This window comes from Devosia sp. Leaf64 (assembly GCF_001421945.1).
Lineage (GTDB): Bacteria > Pseudomonadota > Alphaproteobacteria > Rhizobiales > Devosiaceae > Devosia.
In genome coordinates this window covers 531,847-555,634 of sequence record NZ_LMLO01000012.1, presented here as the reverse complement: position 1 = coordinate 555,634, position 23,788 = coordinate 531,847, and the positions used below count along the sequence as shown (strand labels likewise).

Annotated in this window: 20 protein-coding genes; 4 read left to right on the top strand and 16 right to left on the bottom strand. The window is 60.3% G+C overall.

Translation table 11 applies throughout. The annotated features are described in order from the left end of the window. Window positions 1-4 precede the first annotated feature (4 nt). The 10 genes from ASE94_RS08105 to ASE94_RS08060 form a co-directional block, all read right to left on the bottom strand. Window positions 5-1,927 (bottom strand): hypothetical protein, encoded by a 1,923-nt coding sequence (locus ASE94_RS08105; RefSeq protein WP_062629944.1) that lies wholly within the window; start codon window positions 1,925-1,927, stop codon window positions 5-7. A gap of 462 nt (window positions 1,928-2,389) precedes the next feature. Beyond that, window positions 2,390-3,352, bottom strand: a complete 963-nt coding sequence (locus ASE94_RS08100) for a nucleoside hydrolase (RefSeq protein WP_062629943.1) — start codon at window positions 3,350-3,352, stop codon at window positions 2,390-2,392. A 3-nt stretch (window positions 3,353-3,355) separates the two neighbouring features. Further along, a complete protein-coding gene (locus tag ASE94_RS08095; protein ID WP_062629942.1) occupies window positions 3,356-4,870 on the bottom strand; it encodes a DUF5060 domain-containing protein in 1,515 nt (504 codons plus the stop codon). 10 nt (window positions 4,871-4,880) lie between these two features. Next, a complete protein-coding gene (locus ASE94_RS08090; protein WP_062629941.1) occupies window positions 4,881-6,458 on the bottom strand; it encodes a DUF5060 domain-containing protein in 1,578 nt (525 codons plus the stop codon). Between the two features lie 37 nt (window positions 6,459-6,495). Continuing rightward, window positions 6,496-7,320, bottom strand: coding sequence for an ABC transporter ATP-binding protein (locus ASE94_RS08085; protein WP_062629940.1), 825 nt, complete (start codon window positions 7,318-7,320; stop codon window positions 6,496-6,498). Continuing rightward, window positions 7,317-8,228, bottom strand: a complete 912-nt coding sequence (locus ASE94_RS08080) for an ABC transporter ATP-binding protein (protein WP_062629939.1) — start codon at window positions 8,226-8,228, stop codon at window positions 7,317-7,319. The genes ASE94_RS08085 and ASE94_RS08080 overlap by 4 nt, the downstream gene beginning before the upstream one ends. Beyond that, a complete protein-coding gene (locus tag ASE94_RS08075) occupies window positions 8,225-9,136 on the bottom strand; it encodes an ABC transporter permease (RefSeq protein WP_200913610.1) in 912 nt (303 codons plus the stop codon). Before ASE94_RS08075 ends, ASE94_RS08080 begins: the two co-directional genes overlap by 4 nt. After that, complete coding sequence (locus ASE94_RS08070; RefSeq protein WP_062629938.1) at window positions 9,133-10,134, bottom strand: ABC transporter permease; 1,002 nt, start codon at window positions 10,132-10,134, stop codon at window positions 9,133-9,135. Before ASE94_RS08070 ends, ASE94_RS08075 begins: the two co-directional genes overlap by 4 nt. 71 nt (window positions 10,135-10,205) lie before the next feature. Then, complete coding sequence (locus tag ASE94_RS08065) at window positions 10,206-12,065, bottom strand: ABC transporter substrate-binding protein (RefSeq protein ID WP_162236061.1); 1,860 nt, start codon at window positions 12,063-12,065, stop codon at window positions 10,206-10,208. Between the two features lie 319 nt (window positions 12,066-12,384). Then, window positions 12,385-13,128 (bottom strand): DeoR/GlpR family DNA-binding transcription regulator, encoded by a 744-nt coding sequence (locus ASE94_RS08060; RefSeq protein ID WP_244483997.1) that lies wholly within the window; start codon window positions 13,126-13,128, stop codon window positions 12,385-12,387. Between the two features lie 485 nt (window positions 13,129-13,613). Here ASE94_RS08060 and ASE94_RS08055 point away from each other — a divergent pair, with 485 nt between their 5' ends. The 4 genes from ASE94_RS08055 to ASE94_RS08040 are packed head-to-tail and all read left to right on the top strand — an operon-like array spanning window position 13,614 to window position 17,786. Further along, a complete protein-coding gene (locus tag ASE94_RS08055) occupies window positions 13,614-14,366 on the top strand; it encodes a transketolase (RefSeq protein WP_200913624.1) in 753 nt (250 codons plus the stop codon). Beyond that, complete coding sequence (locus tag ASE94_RS08050; RefSeq protein WP_062629934.1) at window positions 14,366-15,325, top strand: transketolase C-terminal domain-containing protein; 960 nt, start codon at window positions 14,366-14,368, stop codon at window positions 15,323-15,325. Before ASE94_RS08055 ends, ASE94_RS08050 begins: the two co-directional genes overlap by 1 nt. Further along, the gene (locus ASE94_RS08045) at window positions 15,322-16,785 is read left to right on the top strand and encodes an FGGY family carbohydrate kinase (protein ID WP_062629933.1); all 1,464 of its coding nucleotides are present in this window, start codon (window positions 15,322-15,324) and stop codon (window positions 16,783-16,785) included. The genes ASE94_RS08050 and ASE94_RS08045 overlap by 4 nt, the downstream gene beginning before the upstream one ends. Before the next feature lie 14 nt (window positions 16,786-16,799). Continuing rightward, a complete protein-coding gene (locus tag ASE94_RS08040; RefSeq protein WP_062629932.1) occupies window positions 16,800-17,786 on the top strand; it encodes a TIM barrel protein in 987 nt (328 codons plus the stop codon). Window positions 17,787-17,835: 49 nt separating this feature from the next. On the opposite strand, the gene ASE94_RS08035 is transcribed toward ASE94_RS08040, so the two are convergent. From ASE94_RS08035 to ASE94_RS08010, 6 genes are all read right to left on the bottom strand, one after another. Then, window positions 17,836-18,597, bottom strand: coding sequence for an ABC transporter ATP-binding protein (locus ASE94_RS08035; protein ID WP_062629931.1), 762 nt, complete (start codon window positions 18,595-18,597; stop codon window positions 17,836-17,838). Further along, the gene (locus ASE94_RS08030) at window positions 18,594-19,589 is read right to left on the bottom strand and encodes an iron ABC transporter permease (RefSeq protein ID WP_062630014.1); all 996 of its coding nucleotides are present in this window, start codon (window positions 19,587-19,589) and stop codon (window positions 18,594-18,596) included. The genes ASE94_RS08035 and ASE94_RS08030 overlap by 4 nt, the downstream gene beginning before the upstream one ends. Before the next feature lie 41 nt (window positions 19,590-19,630). Continuing rightward, a complete protein-coding gene (locus ASE94_RS21480) occupies window positions 19,631-20,659 on the bottom strand; it encodes an ABC transporter substrate-binding protein (RefSeq protein WP_062629930.1) in 1,029 nt (342 codons plus the stop codon). A gap of 166 nt (window positions 20,660-20,825) precedes the next feature. Then, a complete protein-coding gene (ugpC, locus tag ASE94_RS08020) occupies window positions 20,826-21,911 on the bottom strand; it encodes a sn-glycerol-3-phosphate ABC transporter ATP-binding protein UgpC (protein WP_062629929.1) in 1,086 nt (361 codons plus the stop codon). Window positions 21,912-21,924: 13 nt separating this feature from the next. After that, window positions 21,925-22,749 carry a carbohydrate ABC transporter permease gene (locus ASE94_RS08015; protein WP_061909262.1) on the bottom strand — a complete coding sequence of 275 codons (825 nt, stop codon included), beginning with the start codon at window positions 22,747-22,749 and terminating at the stop codon, window positions 21,925-21,927. Beyond that, window positions 22,746-23,681 (bottom strand): sugar ABC transporter permease, encoded by a 936-nt coding sequence (locus ASE94_RS08010; RefSeq protein WP_082461065.1) that lies wholly within the window; start codon window positions 23,679-23,681, stop codon window positions 22,746-22,748. The genes ASE94_RS08015 and ASE94_RS08010 overlap by 4 nt, the downstream gene beginning before the upstream one ends. Between the last annotated feature and the right edge of the window lie 107 nt (window positions 23,682-23,788).

Here is a 23,788-nt window from a genome sequence, read left to right as displayed (position 1 = left end):
CCAATTATTTAAAACCTGCCTTGCGCAGGGCGTCGCGATAATGACGGCGGTGGGACGCGTCCCTTACCGGCAACACACTGATCCAGTCATCAAGCTTAAAACCCGGATCCGTCTCTAGAAATCTTGTTCGGGCGAGATTCGCAAGGCTGTCTTGACCTGCCATTGCTGCACAGGCTGCAGTCAAACGTAGTACAGGTTCGCGATTTTTTACCTTTTCAAGGTGCTGCAAGGCTTCGTTATAGTCACCGACGAAAAACTTGATGCCGGCAGACGCCCACCAATAGGCGTCTGGCGCCAGCGGATTGAGCTCGATGGCCAGTTCGATCGTGCTGTTTGCGCGTTTATCGAGGGAAGAGTGCATGAGGGTGTCGGCGAAGTCGCAGAGCATATCGGCATGATGCGGATTGAGCGCTTCGGCTTCGCTGAAGTGTTCGAGGCTCGTGGAAAAATCACCAGCAAAAAGGCTGGCGCGCCCGAGCATCTGGTGGGCGCCACCAAAGAGTGGGTCGACATCGCGAGCACGTTCGGCAGCGGCACGGGCGCGGCTGAGCACATCGATGTCGCCGCGGCCGCGCATAACCCATTCATAAATCAGCGATTGGGAAAACCCGGCATGTGCAGGAGCGAAATTGGGCGATAGCGCAAGGGCTTCCTTAAAGCTGTTCCGAGCGCGGCGGACGCTGGGAAGGTCGAGGATTTGCAGGTCACGCTGGCCATTGAGATAGTGGATATAGGCGTCGGGCTTGGCAGATGCCTGGAACGATCGAAGTTTTGAGCGCTCGATGGCATCGACCAGGCTGAGCGCGATGCCATTGGCAATTGCAGCAAACTGGATCGGGCCGGTATCGTGATTAAGGACGATAGATTCGGCCCAGATCATGTCACCGGTCGATGCCTTTTCGAGCATCAGCGAGAACTTGGCGCGATTGGCCGCATATTTTGCGCCAATGCCGACCAATTTGGTGGTGACGACATAGTCAGCACGCAGCATGGCTGACTGCCCCGCGACGTCGCCGATAATGATCTGCCGCGCGGTATGCGGGGCCAATATCGAAACCGAGCGAAGCCGGGTGAGGGCGATCGTCACGTCATCGACCAGGGCCTCGGCCATGAACTGTTCGGCGATCGCCTCGGTCATCGGCTTTGGAGGCAGAATGATAAGGTGGGGGACGCCGGCGTGATCGCGCCCGGCTTGGGGCAGGGGCGTCGTATCGATCGGTGTTGGTGTGTTCGGGACGGCAGAGATCGGCGCGAGTTCACGCGGCGTCGGGAAATTCTTGTGGCCATCCACGAGTTGAATATCGCGCAAAATCCGCCGAGCCTCAGGCAGTTTTCCTTGCTTGATGAGGTCGGTCATCAATTCGCGTCGAAGGCTTACACTTGTTGGCGCAACCTCGATACCGCGCGACAGAGACGATTGCCGCAGCTCGGACGAGGCTTCGCTGACGGCTGCCAGAAGGGTTTCGACAAACTCGTCCTCAATGGCGCGCCGATGTTGCAAAACCCATTGCCCAACGGGATCGCCGAGCGTGGGAAAGCCTTGCAAAAATGGGCCCTGATATAGGGACAGCAGATTCTTGGCTTTTGCCGCAGATGCCCACTTGCCTTCTTTGAGCAAGAGCAGGTCCGTGCTGACCATTTCGTCTAGTTTGATGGTGTCGCCTTCTGCGTTCAGAACCTGAACGCCAGCGCTCAGTTCAAATTGGCGTACTCTGAAAAGCAATTGCCGGAGATTTCGCGGGCCCTGGCCAGCGGCGGAGAGTGGCCAAAGGAAATCAGCCAGTTCACGTTTACTCGCCCGCGCCTGAGGCGATCGGACGAGAAACGCGGCAAGCGCAAATGCCTTTTTCGGAAAATTGGAAAGATGAATGCCGTCTTCGGAAAACAGCGTCGGTTCGCCAAGTAAATTCAAGCGGGCCGTTGGCATGCGTTATGGGGTTCCGCATTTTTCGTGCATCGGAAAGGCGTTCCAAGGGCACTGGAAGCCTATCGAGGCGTCTGGGGTCAACATGGTTCAGCGTTATATCACCGTTACAGGATCGGCCCTTAGTGAAAAGTGACAGTTTTTAGTTTTCTAACAACACGATAGAACGAAATGGCACAGCAGACGATGCTTAGGGCGTGGATGACCTTCCCCTGCCTAGAGCTACGTAACGCTGTGACCCTAGGGCCGTATGAATTCTCAGTGGCCGAGCTAGTGGCATGGATGCCGTACGGTAACGCCTACGGTCGGTGGTGGAAAAGGGGTTGACCTCCACCGAAAGGGCCCGTCTGCGGAACCGGCATCCATGCCACATCAGCTCCTTCGTCTTTTCTAGTGATCTGAGAAATCGACCCCGTCGCCTTGGAGAAATAGCCGTCAGCTCGGTCAGCTTTGGCTCAATCTCCATCACTGCCGGTCGGCGTACAGCTTCAGCTTGGCGAAAAAGTCGCCAAATGTCAGGCGGTTGTCGATCTGGGTATAGACCCGGATCTGTTTGTCGTTGGTTTTGGCGCCATAGCTGCCGTCGTCGCGGATCGCCAGGCGGTCATGCCAGACGTAGAAACTTGACGATGGGTCAGGCTGAAAGGCCGATTGCAGGGTAGTGAGGGTCACGAGGGGACTGTCGCCCATGGCGTAGGTTTCCCCGAGGTGGAAATTGGCCTTTGCCGTCCAAGCCATGACAGTTTCGATCGCGTCTTGCAGATGGCGACCCAAAGCGCCGTGCTGACCGATTGAAACCTGGAGTTCGGCATAACTCATGAGAACCTGCCGATAGACATCGCGGGGAACTTGCCAGATCGGCATGTCCGAATTGAAAACAACCTGCGCTGCGGGGATATCGATGCGCAGATTGTATTCGATGTCGTCTGCTCCCGGCGGCGGTTGGGCCAAGTCAGGATATTCGGCGCCGCCGATCCAGACGAGAGTCATGCGTTTCGCAATAGTCGGCTCGATGAGAAGCGCACTAGCGAGATCCGTAAGGCCGGCACCGGCGCAGTAATAGAGCGGAAGATCGGTGTCGGTTCGATTGGCTTCGGCAATGATCGCGCGAGCAGCCGCGGTGTCATGCGGCGTGTCGATATTCGGTATCGCGGTCTCCGCACCGCGAATGACTGTGAAATCATTCTCGACGCCCATGACGCTCAGAAGTTTGCGGACAACCTTCTCTGCGTTGGCCGCCTGTTGTGTGCTCGGATCCCACGGATCCCCAGCAGACAGGTGCGACGGGACGATCAGAGGAATTTCGACTGATGGCGACAGGAGATGGTGGGCCGTTTGGATAAGATCGTCGGGGTCACCGGAATAGTCATTGTCGATGATAACTCGTGCGCGGGGCGTAACAAGCGGCCAATCTAGTCGGTTGGGCATTGCTCAACCCGCCTTTGGACGGACGCGAAGCGCCAGATATGGGCGACCCGGAAGTTGGACGGCAAAGGCGGCATCAGGCTTGCGAGGGCGCGTGACGCTGCCGTGGCGGGTAGGGTGGTTGGCGGGAGCTGGAACGATGGTGGCCTTCTCCACGGTCATGTTCCAGGTGTCGATGATATCAGCTTCGTACTGTCGGTCGTCCTGAGGGAGGCCCGTTGCCCAGATGATGGGCTGGTGTTCGCCGAAATAGATGATGGTCGTGTCGCCATCGCGGGCGCCGGAAATCCGGTTCCAAGGAAAGCCCATCTTGGGATCGATCGGATCGAACCCGGATTTGACGCTTTCTTCCATCACTTGGCGCAAGAAGCCAATGCGCTGCCAGGCCGTGCCATGCAACTCGCCACCCTTAGCCCACCAGATTAGGTCGTCGGGGTGGCTATAGGTTTCGCCATGGCCTGCATAGCCGCCGCGCATGGCGGTGATCCAGAACCGATGGACCAGCTCTTCGGCCGATATATTGCCCCAGCACTGAATGATGTTGCCTTCATATTCCGGCTCGTCATTGACCACCGGCTTGCCATAGGCTTCCCGCCATTCGCCGGTGCGCTTCACATCCCAATTCTGGATGCAAGTGTGGGTCACCCAAGGCTTGGTGTGGTCGTAATTGGCTTCAGGATCGCCATTGTGGATGGAACGGAGATGATCATAGGGATCGTTTTCCTGGATGACGGCAAAGAACCGATCCCACTGTTCCATGGGTTTGGTATCGAGGAGGAAGTCGTATTCGTTGGCGAGCGACCACCAGACATTGTGATAGGCGCCAAGGCGCGCGACGAGATAGGCGAAATAGCGATAATCCTGCGCTTCGCTCATGCCGGAATAGCCCCAGCGATCATAGGGATGCAGCATGATGATATCGGCCTGAATGCCCATATCGCCGAGCGCCTTGACCTGATTTTCGAAGTGCCGGAAACTTTCGGGATTGGGCCGATCGAAGTCGAAGCTGCCATCGGCCTTACGCTGATAGATATCATGCAGCGGCTCGTTGACATTATAGGGATAGTCCTTGGGGAACACACCCATGCGCAGCTTGTTGAACCGCGCCTTTGCAAGGGTCGAAAGCGTCTTCTCCTGCTCGCTCAGCGGTTGATGTGTCCAGGCGTAGCAGGTGGTGCCGAAAGAAAGGAACGGCGTGCCGTCGGCATGGGCAAAGTGGAACTGATTGGCCACGCGCACCGGCCCATGGACCCCGGCCCGCGGTGCCGTTGCGGAGAAGCTCCCCGTCTTGCCAGAAAGCGCCGGCGCCGACGAACTCGTTTCATAGCGCCATTCCCCCACCGCATCAGGCATGAAGCGGACAAGATAGCGGCCCTCGCCATCGTAAAATCCCGGCACGCGACCCGAGCGTCCGCCCTGCGAAAACACCGCCGCAAGCTCGACCTCAAGGAAAGGATTACCCTCGCTCGGGCCGTCCACCGCCAGTTCGAATATATCCCAGACGGCTGTCATATTGGTCATGGTAATTCCCTCAGGCCTCGATACGGTTGAGGCGCAGTGCCTGATAAGGCTTGGCCTTGAAGCGCAACACATCGCCGCGCTGCACGCTTTCGGCGATAACCGTCTCGGTCATTTCCCAAGTGTCGATCAGCGTTGCCCTATAGTGCTCTTCGGGCGGCACCGCGATGGCGAATTCGCCCGGCTGGTTCTGCCCGAAATAGGTCAGGTAATAACGATGCGGCTGGCCTGCCGTCGCAAAGGGCGCACCCACGCGCACCCATCCTTCTTCGCCCGGATTGGGACTGATCAATTCGCGCAGGTCCGCATGGTCGAGCCCACCGGCCATCATGATTTTGTATGCGCCGGTCGTCGGCACTGGATCGAGCCCCTCTTCGGGCGCGGCTTCCAGAATATTCTTCAGGAAGGCAATGCGCGAAACGCTTTCCCCGACCAGCTTGCCACCCTTGGCCCACCACAGGTTTTCGACGTCGTTATAAAACGTCTCGCCATGGGTCACGGAGCCACCGGCCACCGTGCCATCCCAGAACCGGTGCACCAGTTCGCGGCCCGATATATTGCCCCAATGCTCAGCGATATCGCCCTCGTAGCAGCATTCATCATCCGAGACCGGCTTGCCGAATTGCTTGCGCCACAGCGCAATGCGATCGGTATAGGGCCGCTGAATGCTGACATGGGTGATGCGCTTGTCTGAATAGTCATAGGGCGCAAAACCATTATGCACCGAGAGCAGATGGCCAAATGGATCAGCCTCGGCGACGACGCCGATCATGCGATCCCAATCGGCCAGGGTCTTGTTGAACATGAAGTCATATTCATTGGCCATCGACCACCAGACATTGGGAAAGGCCGTCAACCGCGCCACGACATAGCGCAGATAGCGATCATCCTGCTCCGCCGACATATGGGCAAAGCCCCAGCGATCATAGGGATGGAGCAGGATCAGGTCCGCCTCGACCCCCAGCGCATTGAGATCGGCAATGCGCTTTTCGAGGTGCCGGAAATAGGCCGGTTCGATGCGGTCGCAATCGAACTCCCAGCCGCCATTCTTCATCGCGCCGCCCCACTCGCTGGTGCCGCGCTTCAGTAGCGCGAACGGGTAGAGCGGCGGCTCGTTCTGGTTGTAGCGATAATGCTTGGGAAAGACGCACATGCGGATTTTGGTGAAGGGCGCATCGGCAAGCGTTGCCAGCGTCTCTTCTTCCATCGCATCGCCCTGGAGGTTCCAGACATAGGCCGTCGTGCCGATATTGATGTAGCGGCTGCCATCAGCATAGCGGAAATGCTCGCCCACCGCGCGCACCGGCCCATGATCACCGGGCTTGGCTGGCCCCACATTGACCGAACCTTCGACCCCATCGAGCGCCGCGACATTGCTCGACGTCTGATACTGCCAGACCCCCTCGACCTGCGGCATGAAGCGTAGGCGGTAGACGCCGTCGCCGTCATAAAAGCCGGGCACCTTCAGCACTGTACCGCCCTGGCTGAACGTCGCCTCGAAGGTCACATCGAGAAAGGGGTTACCCGTCGAAGGACCATCGAGCGCAATCTCGAACAGGCCCCAAAGCGTTGCGGAAAGAGGATCACTCATGAATCAAATCCAATAGTCTTGGGTCTACAAAATGGGCTCAGCCAGCGCGGCTGACCCGCGGCCGCCAGCGGCTCTTGGTGGTGGGAATGGAGTCGAGCAGAAGCCGCGTATAGGCGTGGCTCGGATTGCTCATCACCGCGCGGGCCGGCCCGAACTCGACCACCTTCCCTTTGTTCATCACCGCCACATAGTCGGAGATGTAATAGGCCGTCGCCAGATCATGGGTGATGTAGAGAAAGCTCCGCCCCGCCTCGTCGCGCAGCCGCCTGAAGAGGTTGATGATGATCATCCGCCGCGAAGCGTCGATCATGCTGACCGGTTCGTCGGCAATGATCAGCTTGGGCTGCGGGATCAGCGCCCGCGCCACCGAAATGCGCTGCAATTCGCCGCCAGAAAACTGGCCGGTATATTTGCCGCGAATCTCGTCATAGTTGAGCCCGACGTTTTTGAGCGCCTCGTCCACCGCCCGATCGGCCTGTGCCTCATCGAGCCCAGCCACGCGCCGCGCCGTTTCATGGAGATAGGCATCGACCGGCCGGTAGCGGCTAAAAGCCTCGAACGGGTTCTGGAAGATCGGCTGCACGAGCCCCAGAAAATCGCGTTTCGACGGCGTCGCGCCGGACCCGGCCACCACCGTGTCATAGACAATCGCCCGGCCCGACGTCGGTGTTTCAAGCCGCAACAAGGTCTTGGCCAGGGTCGTCTTGCCGCTGCCCGATTCGCCGACGACGGCGATCACCACCGGCTTGTCGCTCTCGACGGTTATGTTGACCTCGTTGAGCGCACTGATGGATTTGCCGCCCATCAGGCCACCACGACGGTAGACCTTGTTGAGGTTTTCGGTCTTGAGAATGAGGGTCATGCCGGCACTCCCGCCGTCTCGTTCGCGAGCGAAACAAAGTGGTTGGGTTTGACCTCGACAAGCCCAGTCCCGACCCCAAAGGCACGATCGCCCCCTGCCCCTGCCGCACTGGCGATGACGCCGCGCATGCTGTCGTCACCGATGGTGGGCAGGCTATCGATCAGCATCTTGGTATAGGCGTGCTGGGGGTCGGCGAAGACGCTTTCGGTGTCGCCATATTCGACCACCTTGCCGGCATACATGATCAGCATCTTGTGGGTGACCTGATAGTGCACGCCCATGTCGTGCGAGACGACGAGGATGGTGTTGTTCATCTCCTCCTGCAGCTCCATCAGCAGCATCAGGATTTCCTTTTGCACCACCACATCGAGCGCCGTCGTCGGCTCGTCGGCGATGATGAGGCCGGGCTGGAAGAACGTCGCCAAACCAATCATCACGCGCTGCCGCATGCCGCCCGAAAGCTGGTGCGGATAGGAGGTCATGACCTCCGGCGGCAGGCCGAGCTTGCCGAGAAATGCCGTTGCCCGATCGAGCACGCGCTTCTTGTCCCGATCGGTGCCGGGAAAATCGGTGAACTGCTTGCCGATGCGAACCACCGGATTGAGCGAATTCATCGAACTCTGCGGCACATAGGATATGGTCTTGAACCATTCGTCTCGAATATTGGCCGTGGTCACCGGCTTGCCGTCCGAACCGTTGAAGCCGTAATCGATCGAGCCGCGCGAGATATACATCGGCGCCTGGATGTCGCCGTAGATCGCCTTCATCAGCGTCGACTTGCCCGAACCCGATTCCCCGGCAATACCGACGATGCAGCCCTCCGGGATGGTGAGGCTGACGCCGTCCACAGCATCGATGACGCGGCTGCCGATCCGGTAGCTGATCTTGAGATCGTTGAGGCGGATCATGAAACACCCCGCTTGCTGGCAAAGGCCTGGTTGAAGCCTGTCGAGGTGAGGAAAAGCCCAAGGAACAGCGTCACCGTGGCGACGATCGGCGCGACGAGCCAGACATATTGGCCCGTGAAGAGCGCATTGTAATTGAGCGCCCAGAAGATGATCGACCCCAGCGTCGGCACTTCGACCTTGGAGAGCCCGATCACCGCCAGCGTCGCCTCGGTGTTGATGGCAAAGAGCACGACGTTGATGAAGCCGACGACCATATAGGCGGAGACATAGGGGAAAATCTCCCGCGCGATGATTTGCAGCGTATTGGCGCCGGAAAACCGCGCCATGTTGATGAATTCACGCTCGCGCAGAGATAGCGCCATCGAGCGGACCGTGCGCGCGTCCCACGCCCAGCCGAAGATGATGATGATCAACCCGACCGTGAAGAACGAGGTATTGCCGCGGATCAGTGCGCCGAGAATGATCAAGATCGGCAAGAGCGGAATGGTGATGAACGTATCGACGATCAGCATCACAACACGCTCAAAGCGCCCGCCGATATAGCCGGCGCTCAGCCCGACGATCGTCGCGATCAGCGTCACGCCCACCGCCACTAACACGCCAAGCGCCAGCGAATTGCGGATGGCGAAGACGAGGAACCAGAAGATGTCCTGGCCCAGGGAGTTGGTGCCGAGCCAGTGCACTCCGGACATCGGCAGGTTGCGCATATAGCTCGCCTGGATCGAAGGATCGACCGGCGCAAACCAGGGCAGGATCATGCTGCCAAGGCCCATGATGACGAGAATGACGAGACCAATGGCCAGCCGCGGATTGAAGAGCCAGACGAGGCTCCCCCGCCGCCGCGACTTGGCGATTGGCGCCGCCGGAACGGCCATGACGATGGGATCGACGTCCTTGCTCATGCTCATTTGTGACGGATCCGCGGGTCGAGAAGAGGATAGATGAGATCGATGACGAGCCCGGCCGTAGCCACCGCGATGATCGAGAGCGTTATCGCGCCATAGAGCACGTTATAGTCCCCGCCCGTCGCGGCCGTGCGCATGATGAGGCCGATGCCGGGATAGGAGAAAATCATCTCCGTCAGCAGCGCGCCGTTGAACACCATGCCGAGCGACAGCGCCAAAGCGGTCACCTGCGGCAGCAGCGCATTGCGGAAGACATAGCGCGTCATCCGCGTCCAGTTCGACGCGCCCTTGAGCCGTGCATAGGTGACATAGGGCTCTTCGGTCGTCGCGACGGCCAGCGCCTTCATCGAAAGGATGTTCCACCCAAAGCCGGCAAGCACCAGCGTGATCCCGGGCAAGAGCGAATTGTAAAAGATCATGCCGATCTTTTCGGGCGTCATCTGCCCCACCGGGAAAGTCGGCGAGAGCGGAAAGATTGGGAATATATAGGCGAGCAGCAGCAACACCGTGACGGCGAGAATATAATAGGGGATCGGGTAGAGGAGGATTCCCAGGAATTCGAGGACCGATGCGGCGCGCTTCTTGTGGAAATAGCCGGCCACGAGCCCGACCATATTCCCGAGCACCCAGGCGATAAATGTCGCCGTCAGCAGTAGCCCCAGCGTCCATGGCAGCGCATTGAGAATCATCGCCGAAACCGGCTGAGGGTAATAGGTGAAGGACGGCCCGAAATCGAAATGCAGCACGACGCGCTTCAGATAGGCCACATACTGTGTGAAGATATCGCCGTTGAGCCCATAGAGCTGCTCGAGATTGGTGCGCATCTCTGCAATGGCTTCCGAGGTCAGCGTGCCATTGGCGCGGCTCTGGAGCTGGCCGATATAGCCATCCACGGGATTGGTCGGCATCAGCCGCGGCAAGATGAAGGTTATCGTCAAGCCAATGAACAGAACGGCCAGATAAAGGCCGAGGCGCTTGGCGACATAGCGCAGCACACCCATGGGCGGATCCTTTGACGGAGAAGAAAAGGCAGGGCGGCGGAGGACATGCCGCCCTGCCCGAACCGGTCAGATTATTGCTGGCCGGTCGGTTCGATCGAGACCACGGTCTTCTTGAACGAGCTCCACCAAGTGTAGGGCGCTGCGTAGAAGTTGTCCTGCTTGGGGAAATTGGTCCAATAGGTCGAGTTGGTCGGGATCGTCGTCGGGATGTTCATCAGGTTGATGATCTGCATCTCGCTCGCGATCCGCATCGCGATGTCCTGCCCGTTCTGCACGAACTTCGGATCATCGAGCGGCAGCTTGGCTCCTTCGGCGACAAGATCGAGCACTTCCTGATCGGTGATGCGGGCATAATTGCCGCTCAACGGATCGTTGGAGTCAGCCGGTTTGATGTTTTCCGTACGGAACTGGTTCCAGTTGCCGAGCCAATTGGAGTTGTAGACGCAGGTATTGGACCAGTTGATCTGCAGCTCGTTGCGGGCATTGGTGTTCTGGACGGTGGTATATTCACCATTGTCCACCTGGCGCGCATTGACGTTGAACCCGGCCTGGCGCCAGCTATCGGCTATCGAGAAGCCGAGACGCTGGAGCACCTTGTTCCAATCGCCGGGGATGACGAATTCGATCACCCAGGGCGAGCCGTCGGGCATGGCATAGAAGCCATCGGCGCCCTTCTTGATGCCCACCGAACCGAGCAGCTTTTCCGCTTCCGCCGGATCATGCTTCCACCAGCCCGCGCCGAACCCGGCATTGACGGCATCGCCGGTCGGCAAGAGCGAAGGATCGATGCCCTGTGCTTTTAGCGTTTCGACGAGCGTCGTGCTGAACCCGGGATCGAAGGGCTTGTAGCCATCGCCGATCGTCAGGTCTTGCAGCTTCTGGAGATTAGCCTCGTAGAAAATCGGGCCGGTGATCGGCGTATCGGGCAGGGGCAGGGCGGCCGCCTTGAACTGGCCGCTCATCGCCGAAATGCCGACCTGCGACAGGTCAAGCGACAGCGCCAGGGCCCAGCGCACTTCCGGCATATCGTAAGGCGCGCGCTGCTGGTTGATATAGACGCCATAAGAACAGGCGTCGTTCATGTCGTGATAGGGGAAGGTCGCTGAGAACGTTTGCACCTTAGGATTGCGGGCCTTGGCAGCGTCGATGCTGTCCGGGCTCATGAAGGTGTCGACGTCGTACTGGTTCTGGACGAAGGCCAGCGCACGGGTCTCTTCGGCGCCAAAGTCTTTGTAGAGGATGAATTTTGGCTTCGGCGTGCCGAGATTACCCCAGCTCGACTTCTGCCAATCCTCGCGCAATTCCCACAGCTGCCAGAAACCGTTGGGGTCGAATTCCTTGACCTTATAGGGCCCCAGCGTCACCGGCGGCGCGTTCTGGAAAGTCACGACCTCGTCGCCAAGCGGCTCGAACACGTGCTTGGGCACCCAGTTGAACGGCGTACCCCAAGTATAGACGCCGAGGCGCGTCGTCAGGTCATAGGACGGGTTCACCGTCTCAACCTCGAACGTGTAGTCGTCGATCTTCTTGTAGCTCTTGAGATAGACGGTGACGCTGGCGACGTTGGTCAGCTGCTCGCGATATTTGAAAGCCGTATCGAGCGAATAGATGATGTCGTCGGTGGTGAATTCGACGCCGTCGCTCCAGGTGATCCCTTTTCGGATCTTGATGCGGAACTGGGTGTGCTCGGGGTTGAGCACTTCCGGCATGCCATCGGCCATTTCGGGGTAGGATTCACCGGTAGCGGTGTCCATTTCCCACAGATAGCCCCAGCCGAGCTCACGGAAGCCGCGCCAGATGGCATAGGAATTGAGTGGGTTTTGTGCCGTCGGATTGGCGGAACGGCCATCGAACGTTTGTACGATCAGCGTTTCGCTGCGCGGAGTACCGACATCGGTCATCGCCCCTTGCGCAAATGCTGTGGTGGTCATCAGGCTTCCCAAGAGCAGGGACGCCATCCAAGAACGGCCAAGCCGTGCCATAGTCTCCTCCTTTGCTGGCCGCCACTTTGGGCTGGCCAAAGAACTCCGGGGCTGATCGGAGTTGGCAGGCAGGCACTTCCGTTCGCGCTCCGGGACAAACCGTGCGCGTCAAAACCGTGAAGTGTCGTCTGTATCCTCCCGCGCGTTCCCGACGCGGCCGCAAGCTTCGCGTTTTTGTTTTCGATTACTTGCGATTTCTAACGAATAGGATCGAGCCTTTCGCTTGTCAATGGCTCTCAAGCAACCAAGTCGAAACGTTCGCAACCCGTCAAGGCGCGACGATCACCTCGACGCCGCGCCGCTCAAACTCGGCGCGATCGGTATCCGAAATGCCATCGTCGGTGATCAGCGTATGCACCATCTCCACGCCACCGAGTGCCGAGAACGACACCCGGCCGATCTTGGTCGAATCGGCAAGCAGGTAAACGTGCGAGGCCGCCTTCACCATGGCACGCTTGACGTAAATGTCCCCGATGGCCGGATAGGTCAGCCCAACATCGAAGGAAACGCCGGCCGTCGCCAGAAACAGCTTTTGCGCATAGATGCCGACGAAGAACTCGACCGACTTCTCGCCACTAAGCGATAGCGTCGGCGCCTTGAACTGCCCCGCCGGCATGTGGACTGTGTTGGTGGGAATAGCACCCAAGATCAGCGCGATATTGAGCGCATTGGTGATGATGTTAAGATCCTGACGAACCTTCAGATTTTCCGCAAATTGGGTAGTTGTCGTACCGGAATCGATGATCAGCGTATCGTTGTCCGACACCAGCGCTGCCGCCGCCTGACCGATCGCCCGCTTGCGGTCCATGTTTTGCACATGCTGCAGCGACATCGACTGCACCTGCTGCGGAATGGATTTTAGATAAGCGCCACCATGCTCGCGGGTTATATAGCCCTCATTGTCGAGCCGCTCGAGGTCCTGCCGGATCGTCGCTTCCGAAACGCCAAAGGCCGCCGAAAGGTCGCGGACCCGCGCACTTCCCTCTTCCTGCAGCCATTCGAGGATGCGCATGCGTCGCGGTTCTGCTAGCAATTGCGGCTGCCCGGCAGCACTGGCAGACGCAGCACTCTTCCTGACCGGTCTTGGTTTCTGCGCCATCGTCATCATCCCCCGAATGCCAGTTATTTTATCGCGTTTGGGCCGCCGGCAGTGCGTTCACGCCGCTTTTCCACGATTTAGATTTTTTCGCCGCAATCAGAAATCAAAAGCGAAACGAAAAAAATCGCGAATTTTCCTTATTGCACGAAAGCGGGTGCGGCTGTAGCTATTCAAAAAACAAAGAACGGCGCAAGCTGGTCGGAGGAGTTCTGCAAGCGACTATTCGGTTCGGCCATTGCGCCGCAGACCGCGGGTTGCCGGCTGCGCCTTGGCGGATCACCCTGCGCCTTCCGGCTAGTCAGGAGGCCGCCTTGCCCGTGCCCGCCACACCTTTGAAAAACGATCTCGTCGCCGAGATTGCCGCACAGGCGCTCTGGATTCGCCGCCGCAGCTTCCAGATGGTCTATGAAGCGCAGCAGGGCCATCCCGGCGGCGATTTCAGCGCCACCGACGTGCTCGCAACCCTCTATTTCGGCATCATGCGCTACGATCCGAAAAACCCCCGCGATCCCAAGCGCGACCGTTTCGTCATGAGCAAGGGCCACTGTACCGGCGCCTTCTATTCTGTCCTCGCCCGCGCCGGCTATTTCCCGGAAGCCGACCTTTCGACCTATATGGAGCCGCTCTCCAAACTGAACGGCCACCCCAACCGCAATTACCTCCCCGGCGTCGAAACCAATACCGGACCTCTCGGCCACGGCCTCCCCGTCGCCCTCGGCATCGCCATTGCCGGCCAGATCGACAATGCCGACTATCGCACCTTCGTCCTCACCGGCGATGGTGAACTCCAGGAAGGCAGCAATTGGGAAGCGGCCCTCACCGCCGGCCACCGCAAGCTCGAAAACCTCACGCTGATCATCGATCGCAACCGCCTGCAGCAGGGCGCCCGCACCGAGGACACGGCCTCGCTCGATCCGCTGGATGACAAGTGGCGCGCCTTCGGCTGGCATGTCGAAGTCGTCGATGGCCACGACCACGCAAAGCTGCTCGAAGTCCTCTCGGCTTCGCCCAAGGGCCGCGGCAAGCCGCTCTGCGTCATTGCCAATACGTTCAAGGGCAAGGGCGTCAGTTTCATGCATGACAACGTCGCCTGGCATCATGGCGTGCCGACCAAGGATCAGTTTGAACAAGCCATGCGGGAACTCGTCTGATGAGCGCTGCTGTCCCCTCCAAAGCCGGCCTTTTCGATTGCCGCGACAGCTTTGCCAAAACCATCGAAGCTCTGGCCGAAGCCGATCCGCGCATCGTCACCGTCGTCAGCGATAGCGTCGGCTCCTCCAAACTCGGCGGCTTCCGCACGAAATTCCCAGATCGCATGGTCAATGTCGGCATTGCCGAACAGACCCTCGTCGCCGTCGGCGCTGGCCTTGCCAACGGCGGCAAGGTGCCCTTCGTCTCGGCCGCGTCGTGCTTCATCACCGGCCGCGCGCTGGAACAGGTAAAGGCCGACATCGCCTATTCCAACGTCAACGTAAAACTGATCGGCCAGTCCTCCGGCGTCGCCTATGGCGAGCTCGGCCCGACCCATCACTCCATCGAAGACCTTGCCTGGCTTCGCCTCTTCAACAACCTCAAGCTGATCGTCCCCGCTGACCCCTGGCAGACCGCCGAAGCCATCAAGGCCGCCGCCGCATATGATGGCCCGGTCTTCGTCCGCGTCAGCCGCATGGCCGTCCCCGCCCTCGACCGCCCAGAAGGCGCCGTTTTCGAAATCGGCAAAGCCGAAACCCTCGTCGAAGGCTCTGACGCCACCATCATCGCCAACGGCACCATGGTCCACCGCGCTGTCGCCGCTGCCAAAGCCCTCGCCGCCGAAGGCATCTCCTCCCGCGTCGTCAACATGGCCACCGTCAATCCGCTCGACGAAGCCGTCATCGCAGCCGCCACCGAAACCGGCGCTATCGTCACCGTGGAAGAACATTCCGTCCGCGGCGGCCTCGGCGGCGCCGTGGCCGAGGTGGTCATCTCGACCAGTCCCGTGCCCATGCGCATCCTCGGCTTCCCCGGCTTCGTGCCCACCGGCTCTGCCGAATGGCTCTTCGACAATTTTGGCCTCAACGAAACCGGCATCGCCGACGCCGTGCGCCAGACCATCGCGCGCAAAAAATGACCAGCGAGCTGATCCTTGCCATCGATCAGGGCACTACCAACACCAAGGCCCTGTTGGTGGACGCTTCCGGCCGCGTGCTGCACCAAGCCTCGGTGCCCAACGTGGTCACCTATCCCCAACCCGGCTGGGCGGAGCAATCGGCCACCGCGCTGGTCGATGGTGTAAAGACGGTGATCGCCGAAGTCGTCGCCAAAGCTGGCAGTGCTAACATCGCCGGCATCGCCATCTCCAACCAGCGCGAGTCCATCCTCGTCTGGGATGCCGAGTCGGGAAAACCCATCGGCCCCGTCGTCATCTGGCAGTGCCGCCGCTCCGCCCCCAAATGCGACGCCCTCCGCGCCGCCGGCCACGCCGAAACCATCGAGGCCAAAACCGGCCTCGCGCTCGATCCCCTGTTCCCCGCCGCCAAGATCGCCTGGCTGCTCGACAACACGCCCGGCGCCCGTGACCGTGCCGAAAAGGGCGAACTCCGCGTCGGCACCGTCGACTCTTGGCTTCTCTGGAATCTCACCGGCGGCGCAACACACGCCACCGACCATTCCAACGCCTCCCGCACCCAGCTGTTCAACACCGAAACGCTGACCTGGGACGCCGACCTTTGCGCCCTCTTTGGCGTGCCGCTCTCCATGCTGCCAGAAGTGCGCTCTTCAGATTCAGAGTTTGGCCGTGTCGCGGCCGGGGTCAGCGCCCTCAGCTCCGGCGTGCCTGTGCGCGCCATGATCGGGGATTCCCACGCTGCCCTCTTCGGCCACGGCGTTCGCACGCCGGGCACGGTCAAAGCCACCTACGGCACCGGCACTTCGCTGATGGCCCTGACGCCAACCCGCGTCCGCTCCACCCACGGCATCTCCAGCACCATCGCCTGGAGCCAAGGTGGAAACGTCCAACACGCCCTAGAAGGCAATATCTCCGTCTCCGGCCAAACCGCCGCCTTCGCTGCCGAACTTTTGGGACTTTCCGACCCCGCCGCCCTCTCGGCCCTTGCCGAAACCGTCGGGGATAGCAATGGCGTCGCCTTCGTCCCCGCCCTTGTCGGCCTGGGCGCTCCCTATTGGCGCGCCGACGCGCGCGGTACCATCACCGGCCTATCCCTCGGCACCAAGCCAGCTCACCTCGCTCGCGCCGCCTTGGAAGCCATCGCCTTCCAGGTCGCCGACGTCTATTCCGCCATGGAAGCCGACATGGGCTCGCCCCTGGGCGAACTCCGCGCCGACGGCGGCGCCTCGCGCAACCAGACCGTGATGCAGTTCCAGTCCGACATTCTCGGCCGCCCCGTCGCTGCCGCCGCCGCGCCCGAACTCAGCGCCCTCGGCGCCGCTGCCCTTGCTTTCTCATCCCTAGGCATTTCCATGCCGGGCGTCCCCGCCGCCGGCCGTTTCACGCCCGCCATGGGCGCCGACATCGCCCAAAAACATCGCCAGCGCTGGCAGTCCGCCGTGACCCAGACCTTGGCCACATAAACAGGAGGAACCCCATGACCACCCCACGTTTCGGCGCCGGCATCTGGCACTTTGCGACCTACCTCGATCGCTACGCCACCGACGGCTACGGCATCCCGCGCAATATCATCGAAGCCATCGACATCGCCGGTCAGGTGAAAGACCTCTCCGTTGTCGACCTTAACTGGCCCTACTTTGGTGGCGAATTCTCCGACACCGAGATCAAGACCGCACTCGACCGCAACAATCTCTCGGTCATCGGCATCACGCCCGAGATCTACACCCGCGAATTCGTCAAGGGCGCCTTTACCAATCCCGACGCCGGCGTCCGTCGCCGCGCCCATGAACTGATCACCGCCGCCTGCGACGTCGTCCGCTTCCACAAAGCCGATTATGTAAAGCTCTGGCCAGGTCAGGACGGATGGGACTATCCCTTCCAGGTCGATTACGGCACCCAGTGGCAGCGCTCGCTCGACGGCGTCGGCCAGCTCGCTAGCGAAAACCCGGACCTCAAATTCGTCATCGAATACAAGCCCCGCGAACCCCGCGTTCGCATGAGCTTCGGTTCGGTTGCCCGCACCATTCTCGGCATCGAAAAGATCGGCCTCCCCAACGTCGGCATCCTCCTCGATTTCGGCCACGCCATCATGGGCGGCGAATCCGCTGCCGATAGCGCTCAGCTCGCCATCGACCACGGCCGCCTCTTCGGCATGGACGTCAACGACAACTACCGCTCCTGGGACGACGATCTGGTCGCCGGCTCGCTTCACCCGCTCGAACTGTTCGAGTTCTTCTACGTCCTCAAGAAGAACAACTGGAACGGCGTCTGGCAGCTCGACCAATTCCCCTTCCGCGAAGATTCCGTCGCCACGGCCACCCACGCCATCGATTTCCTCAAGGCCGCAGCCAAGGGCCTCGACCGCCTCGACATCGATGCGCTCCAGGAAGCCCAGAGCCGCCACGACGCCATCGGCGCCATGAAGATCGCCCAAAAGGCTCTCTTCAGCGCTCTTGCGGAGTAGGGGGATAGTGCCGGGCATCGAGCCCGGCACCTTTCGCTGCCCCAAATGACTAGCGCATGTAGTGAATGTGCGGTTTGCCATGGTGAGGAGACCGCTCGACAATTGCCTCGACGCGGAAGACGGTGCGGAGCAGGTCTGCCGTCAAGATATCTGCCGGGACGCCGTGAGCCACGACTTTTCCTCCGTCGAGTACGACGAGGTCGTCACAGAACATCGCTGCATGGTTGAGATCGTGGATAGCGATGATCGATGTCAGCGATATATCTGAAATCAGACGCAAGAGCTCGATCTGGTGCTGAATATCGAGGTGATTGGTCGGCTCATCGAGTAGCAATTCGCTGGGCGACTGGGCAAGAGCGCGGGCAATATGCACCCGCTGCCGCTCGCCCCCGGAGAGGCTTTGCCAATATTGGCCTTGCCGTTCCAACATGCCGACGCGGGCCAAGGCGCTGTCGACAATGTCGTCATCGGCCTTGGTCCATCCGCCGAGAGGCGGATGATGCGGAATGCGGCCAAGCTTGACCACTTCGCGCACCTTCACATTGGATTCGGTATTGGCATGCTGTTCCACAAGGGCAACTCGCCGCGCGACGGCATTGCGCTTGATGTGGCTGATGTCTTTGCCATCAAGTGTGATCGTTCCCGAGTGAGCTTTTCGGAGGCCCGCTAGGAGACGCAGAAGCGATGATTTTCCGGAGCCGTTCGGTCCAAGCAGGCCCAGTATCTTGCCCGGCTGCGCCCTGAGCGAGACGTCGTCGACGATGACCTTCGCTCCAATTTTCCATGTGAGATTTTTGGTTTCGATCGTCATTGGCTGCGCTGTGATCGATAGAGAATGACGGAGAAGAATGGGACGCCGACGAGCGCCGTGACGACGCCGATTGGCAGGACCTGTTGTGGTAGGATGACCCGCGAGACGATGTCGGCCAGCACCAGGAAGATGGCGCCGGTGACCAGACAGGTTGGCAGCAGCCGCATATGCGATGGCCCCACGATGAACCGCGCTGCGTGCGGGACAACGAGGCCAACGAAGCCTATCGAGCCGACCATCGAAACGATGGTGGCCGTGAGGAGTGCTGTCACGGCGAACAGCACGACACGGACCGTATCAACCGGTATGCCCAGCGACGCCGCAGCATCATCGCCAAAGGCGAAGGCATCGAGTGCCTTGGCGAAATAGATGCAGACGAGAAAGCCGACGATGACGACGGTCAGCGCAAGATAGAACTCAGGCCAGCGGACGCCGCCAAAACTGCCCAGCAGCCAAAACATGACGTCGCGGGCCTGTTGGGCATTGCCCGACGTGCTGACGACGTAAGAGGTGAGGGCGTTGAACAACTGGCTTGCCGCAACACCTGCGAGGATCGTTTTACCTGCGCCGGCCCGCGCGCCATCGGACAGAAGAGCGACGAAAATGAAGGCCGCAAAGGCGCCGACGAAGGCGCCCGCGGATAGGGTGAGAGCGCCAGATCCAAAACCGAGGATCATGATGGCGACGGCGCCGGTCGATGCGCCTGCGGAAACACCCAGCACATAAGGTTCGGCCAAGGCATTGCGCAGCAGCGATTGGAGGATCGCGCCGCAAAGAGCCAATCCTGCACCACAGCAGGCGGCGACAAGCGCCCGGCTCAGCCGGTAATCCCAAATGACGCTTTGGTGGATCGGATCAAGATCTGCCGCGGTCCAGCCGAACTTGTTCGTCACGGCGAGAAAGGTCGTGTCGAGCGGGATCGGCATTTCGCCAATACCTGTCCCTGCCGCAATCGCAAGGAGCAGCAAGGCGGTTGAAAGCAGAAGGAACAGGCCGAGACCGGCCTGTTCCCCAAAATTGAGCTTCGGTGTCGTCACTTGAAAAGGCCAAGCGCTTCCAGTTGTGCCGCGACCTGCTCGGCGCCGTAGATGGTACGGATGGTCGGGTTCATCGCCTGCGCATCCATCTTGACCAGACGGTTTTGCTTGACCGCTTCGAGCTGGCTGATGGCGGGATCGGCTTTGAGGAAAGCGATCTTGTTGTCTGCCTTGTCGAGTTCCCAGCCGCGGGTCAGAGCGACTTCGCCGACGACGATGACATCGGGATTGGCCGCCATAATGCCTTCCCAACTTACGGTGGGCCATTCGACTTCGGTCTGGATGACATTGTGGCCGCCGAGGAGATCGGCGATGAAGCCGGACGAGCCGTTCTTGCCGCCGAGATAGGCATCTGCTTCGGGGGAGGGGCTCGAGAACCAGAAGGCGTAGGATAAGTCGGTCGCTTCGTCCGAGACGCGGGCGCGGAGGGCGGCTTCGCGGGCCTTGAAATCGGCGATCAGTTCCTGGCCGCGGTCGGCGACGTTAAAGATCTGCGAGAGCTCGTCAATTTCCTGGTAGAGCAGGTCCATGCTCCAGAGCTCGGCACGGGCGCCATGGACGTCGCCGCTGTCGTGGTTCGCGACGCAAAGGCCCGGGGATAGGTAGCTGTTGATGCCGAGATTGGCGAAGTCTTCGCGCTTGGCGACCTTGCTTTCTGGGCCGAGGAGATGGGCGAGCTGGGCGGCGACGAAGTCGGGGCGCTCGGCGAGGATCGATTCAAGGGTCGGGATTTCCTGCGACAGGCGCTTGACCTTGGCATTGGCCTCGGCGAGCTCGGGCAAGACTTCGGACGGCCAGAAGGCGGTACCGACCATGGAGTCGGCGACCCCGAGGAGAAGCAAAATTTCAGCGCTGTTTTGGCCCAGGGTCACGGCGCGTTCCGGCGCCTTTTCAAACGTCAGTTCGACACCGCAATTGTCGATCGTCAGCGGATAGACGGTCGAGGCCGCATGGGCGGGGGTGAGCGACATGACAACAGGGAGGATCACGCCGCAGACGGCGCCGATCGACTTCACTGAAAACATTGAGAAAAACTCGAGGCAGGAATGGAAGGAAGCGATTGGATCGCCGAGGTGACCTATCCGCGAATGCTGTCAAAAACAAGAGTGCAATAGTCAACAAATCAAAAGCCCCCCAATTTTTGGGGAGCTTCACTCGTGCCCTAGGTCCCGAATGCAGACCCGGGGATAACTATGCGGACCCGAGAAGCGAAAGGCCGTTTTTGTCGAAGAGAATGGCCTTTGCCGGGTCCGCGGCGAGGGAGAGATTTTGGCCGATTTCAAGCGGTTGGTCGCCGTCAAGAACGGCGAGCCAGGGGGCTCCGGAGGCAAGTTCGAGGTTGACGATGGTCTCGTTGCCGAGGCGCTCGACGAGGCTCACCCGACCGAGAATGGCACCTCCATCATGCGGCTGAAGGTCGTACGGACGGATGCCTAACGTTAACAACGCGTTAACGTTGACGCCTGTTACACGCGCAGGAACGCGCAAACGCGCGACATCCTTGCTCGAGACGACGAGCGTGTCGGATTCGACGGCGTCGACCGTGACTTCGACGAAGTTCATTTTCGGCGAACCGATGAATCCGGCGACGAAAAGATTGGCGGGTCGCTGATAGAGTTCGATGGGCGAACCAACCTGCTGGACGACGCCGGCATCGAGCACGACGATCTTGTCGGCAAGGGTCATGGCCTCGACTTGATCGTGGGTGACATAGATCATGGTCGAGCCGAGCGTCGCGTGCAGCTTGGCGATCTCCATGCGGGTATCGACGCGAAGCGCGGCGTCGAGGTTGGAGAGCGGCTCGTCGAAGAGGAAGACTTCGGGCTGGCGCACGATGGCGCGGCCGATGGCGACGCGCTGGCGCTGGCCGCCGGAGAGTTGGCCCGGCTTGCGATCGAGCAGGTGCTCCATTTTGAGGATGCGCGCGGCTTCGCGGATTTTCTGGTCGCGGATGTCTTTTGGCGTATTCGAGAGTTTGAGACCGAAGCCAACATTGTCGTAGACGGTCATATGCGGATAGAGCGCGTAGGACTGGAAGACCATGGCGATCGAGCGATCGCGCGGCTCAACATCGTTGCAGAGCTGGTCGCCGATATAGAGTTCGCCCGAGGTGATGTCCTCAAGACCCGCAATCATGCGCAGCAGGGTGGATTTGCCGCAGCCCGAGGGGCCGACGAAGACGACGAATTCGCCATTTTCGATGGTGAGATCGACGCCTTTGATGACATCGACCTTGCCATAGGATTTGTGCAGCGCGCTTAGGGTCAGTCCGGCCATGATAAAACTCCGATCAGCCCTTTACCGCGCCCTGCATGAGGGCGGCGACGAACTGGCGCTGGAAAATGAGGAAGAGAACGACGGTGGGGGTGAGGATCAGCAATGATCCGGCACAGAGCAGCGGAATGTCGGTGCCCCACTGGCCCTGGAAAGCGCCGAGGGCGCCAGCCATGGTGCGCTGCATGGGATCCTGAACGAGGACGACGGGCAGGAGGAACTGGTTCCAGGTCCAGAGGAAGAGGAGAATGGTGAGCGACATGATGGCGGGGCGCGCCAGCGGCACCTGTACGTGCCAGAACTCGGTCCAGCGTGTGGCGCCGTCGATCTGCGCGGCTTCGCTGAGATCCTGCGGCACGTTGAGGAAGTGGGCGCGCATCCAATAGACGCCGAAGGGCATGTAGAGCCCGATGAGTGGGAGGATGATGGCAAAGCGCGTGTTGAGGAGCCCCATGGCCCGCACTTCATAATAGAGCGGGGTGATGACCGCCTCGAAGGGCAGGGTCAGGCCGAAGACGAAGACCAGGTAAAGCCACTTGTATTTGTCGGAAGTGAGCTTGGCGAGGCCATAGCCGCCCATGGTGGCGACCAGCACCGAAATCGGGACAACGCCAAGGACGATCAGCATGCTGGAAAACAGGAGCTGATCCATTTTGGCGACCTCGAAGGCGCGCGCAAAATTGCTCCATTGCGGATCGGACGGCCATTGGAGGCCGTTGGGGTAGGAGCCTTGCGGGGCAAGCGCTGCCGAGAGCATGCTGAGAAAGGGCAGCAGCGTGATCACCATCAGGAGGACGATGAGGCCGCGGGCGATAAGCGTATTGGCGGAAGAGGAGTTCATTTCTTGTCCCGCGTGAACCATTGGACGGGAGCAATCGAGAGCAGCACCAGAACCATCAGGACGATAGCGAGCGCCGAGGCGAGGCCGACCTGACGATGGGCGAAAGCCAACCGATAGATTTCGAGGCCAGGAACGGTTGTGGTGATGCCGGGGCCGCCCTGGGTCGAGATATAGACGATGTCGAAACTGGCGAGCGCTGCGATGACGGTGACCGTGATGCAGACGCCGATTTCCTGGCGGAGGCCGGGCAGGGTGATGTAGCGGAATTCATGCCAGGGGCGCGCGCCATCGAGACGGGCGGCTTCGTAAAGGCTGGCATCGATCTTGGTGATGCCAGTGACGAGCAGCATGGTGCAAAGGCCGAGCAGAACCCAAGCGCCGATGACGCCGACGGCGGGCAGCGCCCAGACAAAGTCGCCCAGCCAGCCCTTGACCCAGCTCGAAAGTCCAACGGATTTGAGCGCCTGATTGATGAGGCCGGTCGAGGCGAACATCCAGCTCCAGGCGATGCCGGCGGCGACGAGCGGAATAACCTGGGGCAGGAAAAGGATGGTGCGGGTCGCCATGCCGAAGCGGCCATTCATCTGGCCGCGAATGGCCGAGGCGACGGCGAGTCCCAAGCCGACGGGAATGACGGTGAAATAGAGCACCAATTGGAAAGCATTGCCGATGATCTGGAGGAGATCGGGATCGGTCAGGACGGTGATGTAATTGGTGAGACCGTGGAAACGGGCCTGGCCGATGCCGTCCCAGCGGAGGAAGGAATAATAAAGGCTCATGCAGAGGGGCACGAGCACGAAGGCTGCATAGGCAAGGAAGGCAGGAGCGATGAACAGCACCGCGGTGAGCCACGTCTTGCGGCTGCGCCGCGAGGCGGGGCGACGTTTTTGTTCTGGTCTTGCGTCCGGAACGGACGATGTTGTTTCAGGCATGGGTCATTCCGGTCGCTTGTGCAGCGGAGAGGTGGGGCCGTCTGTCTCGACTGTTACCCCGGCGAAGGCAGGGCCCATCTCAAATTCAAAGGGTGGGCCCGGCCTGC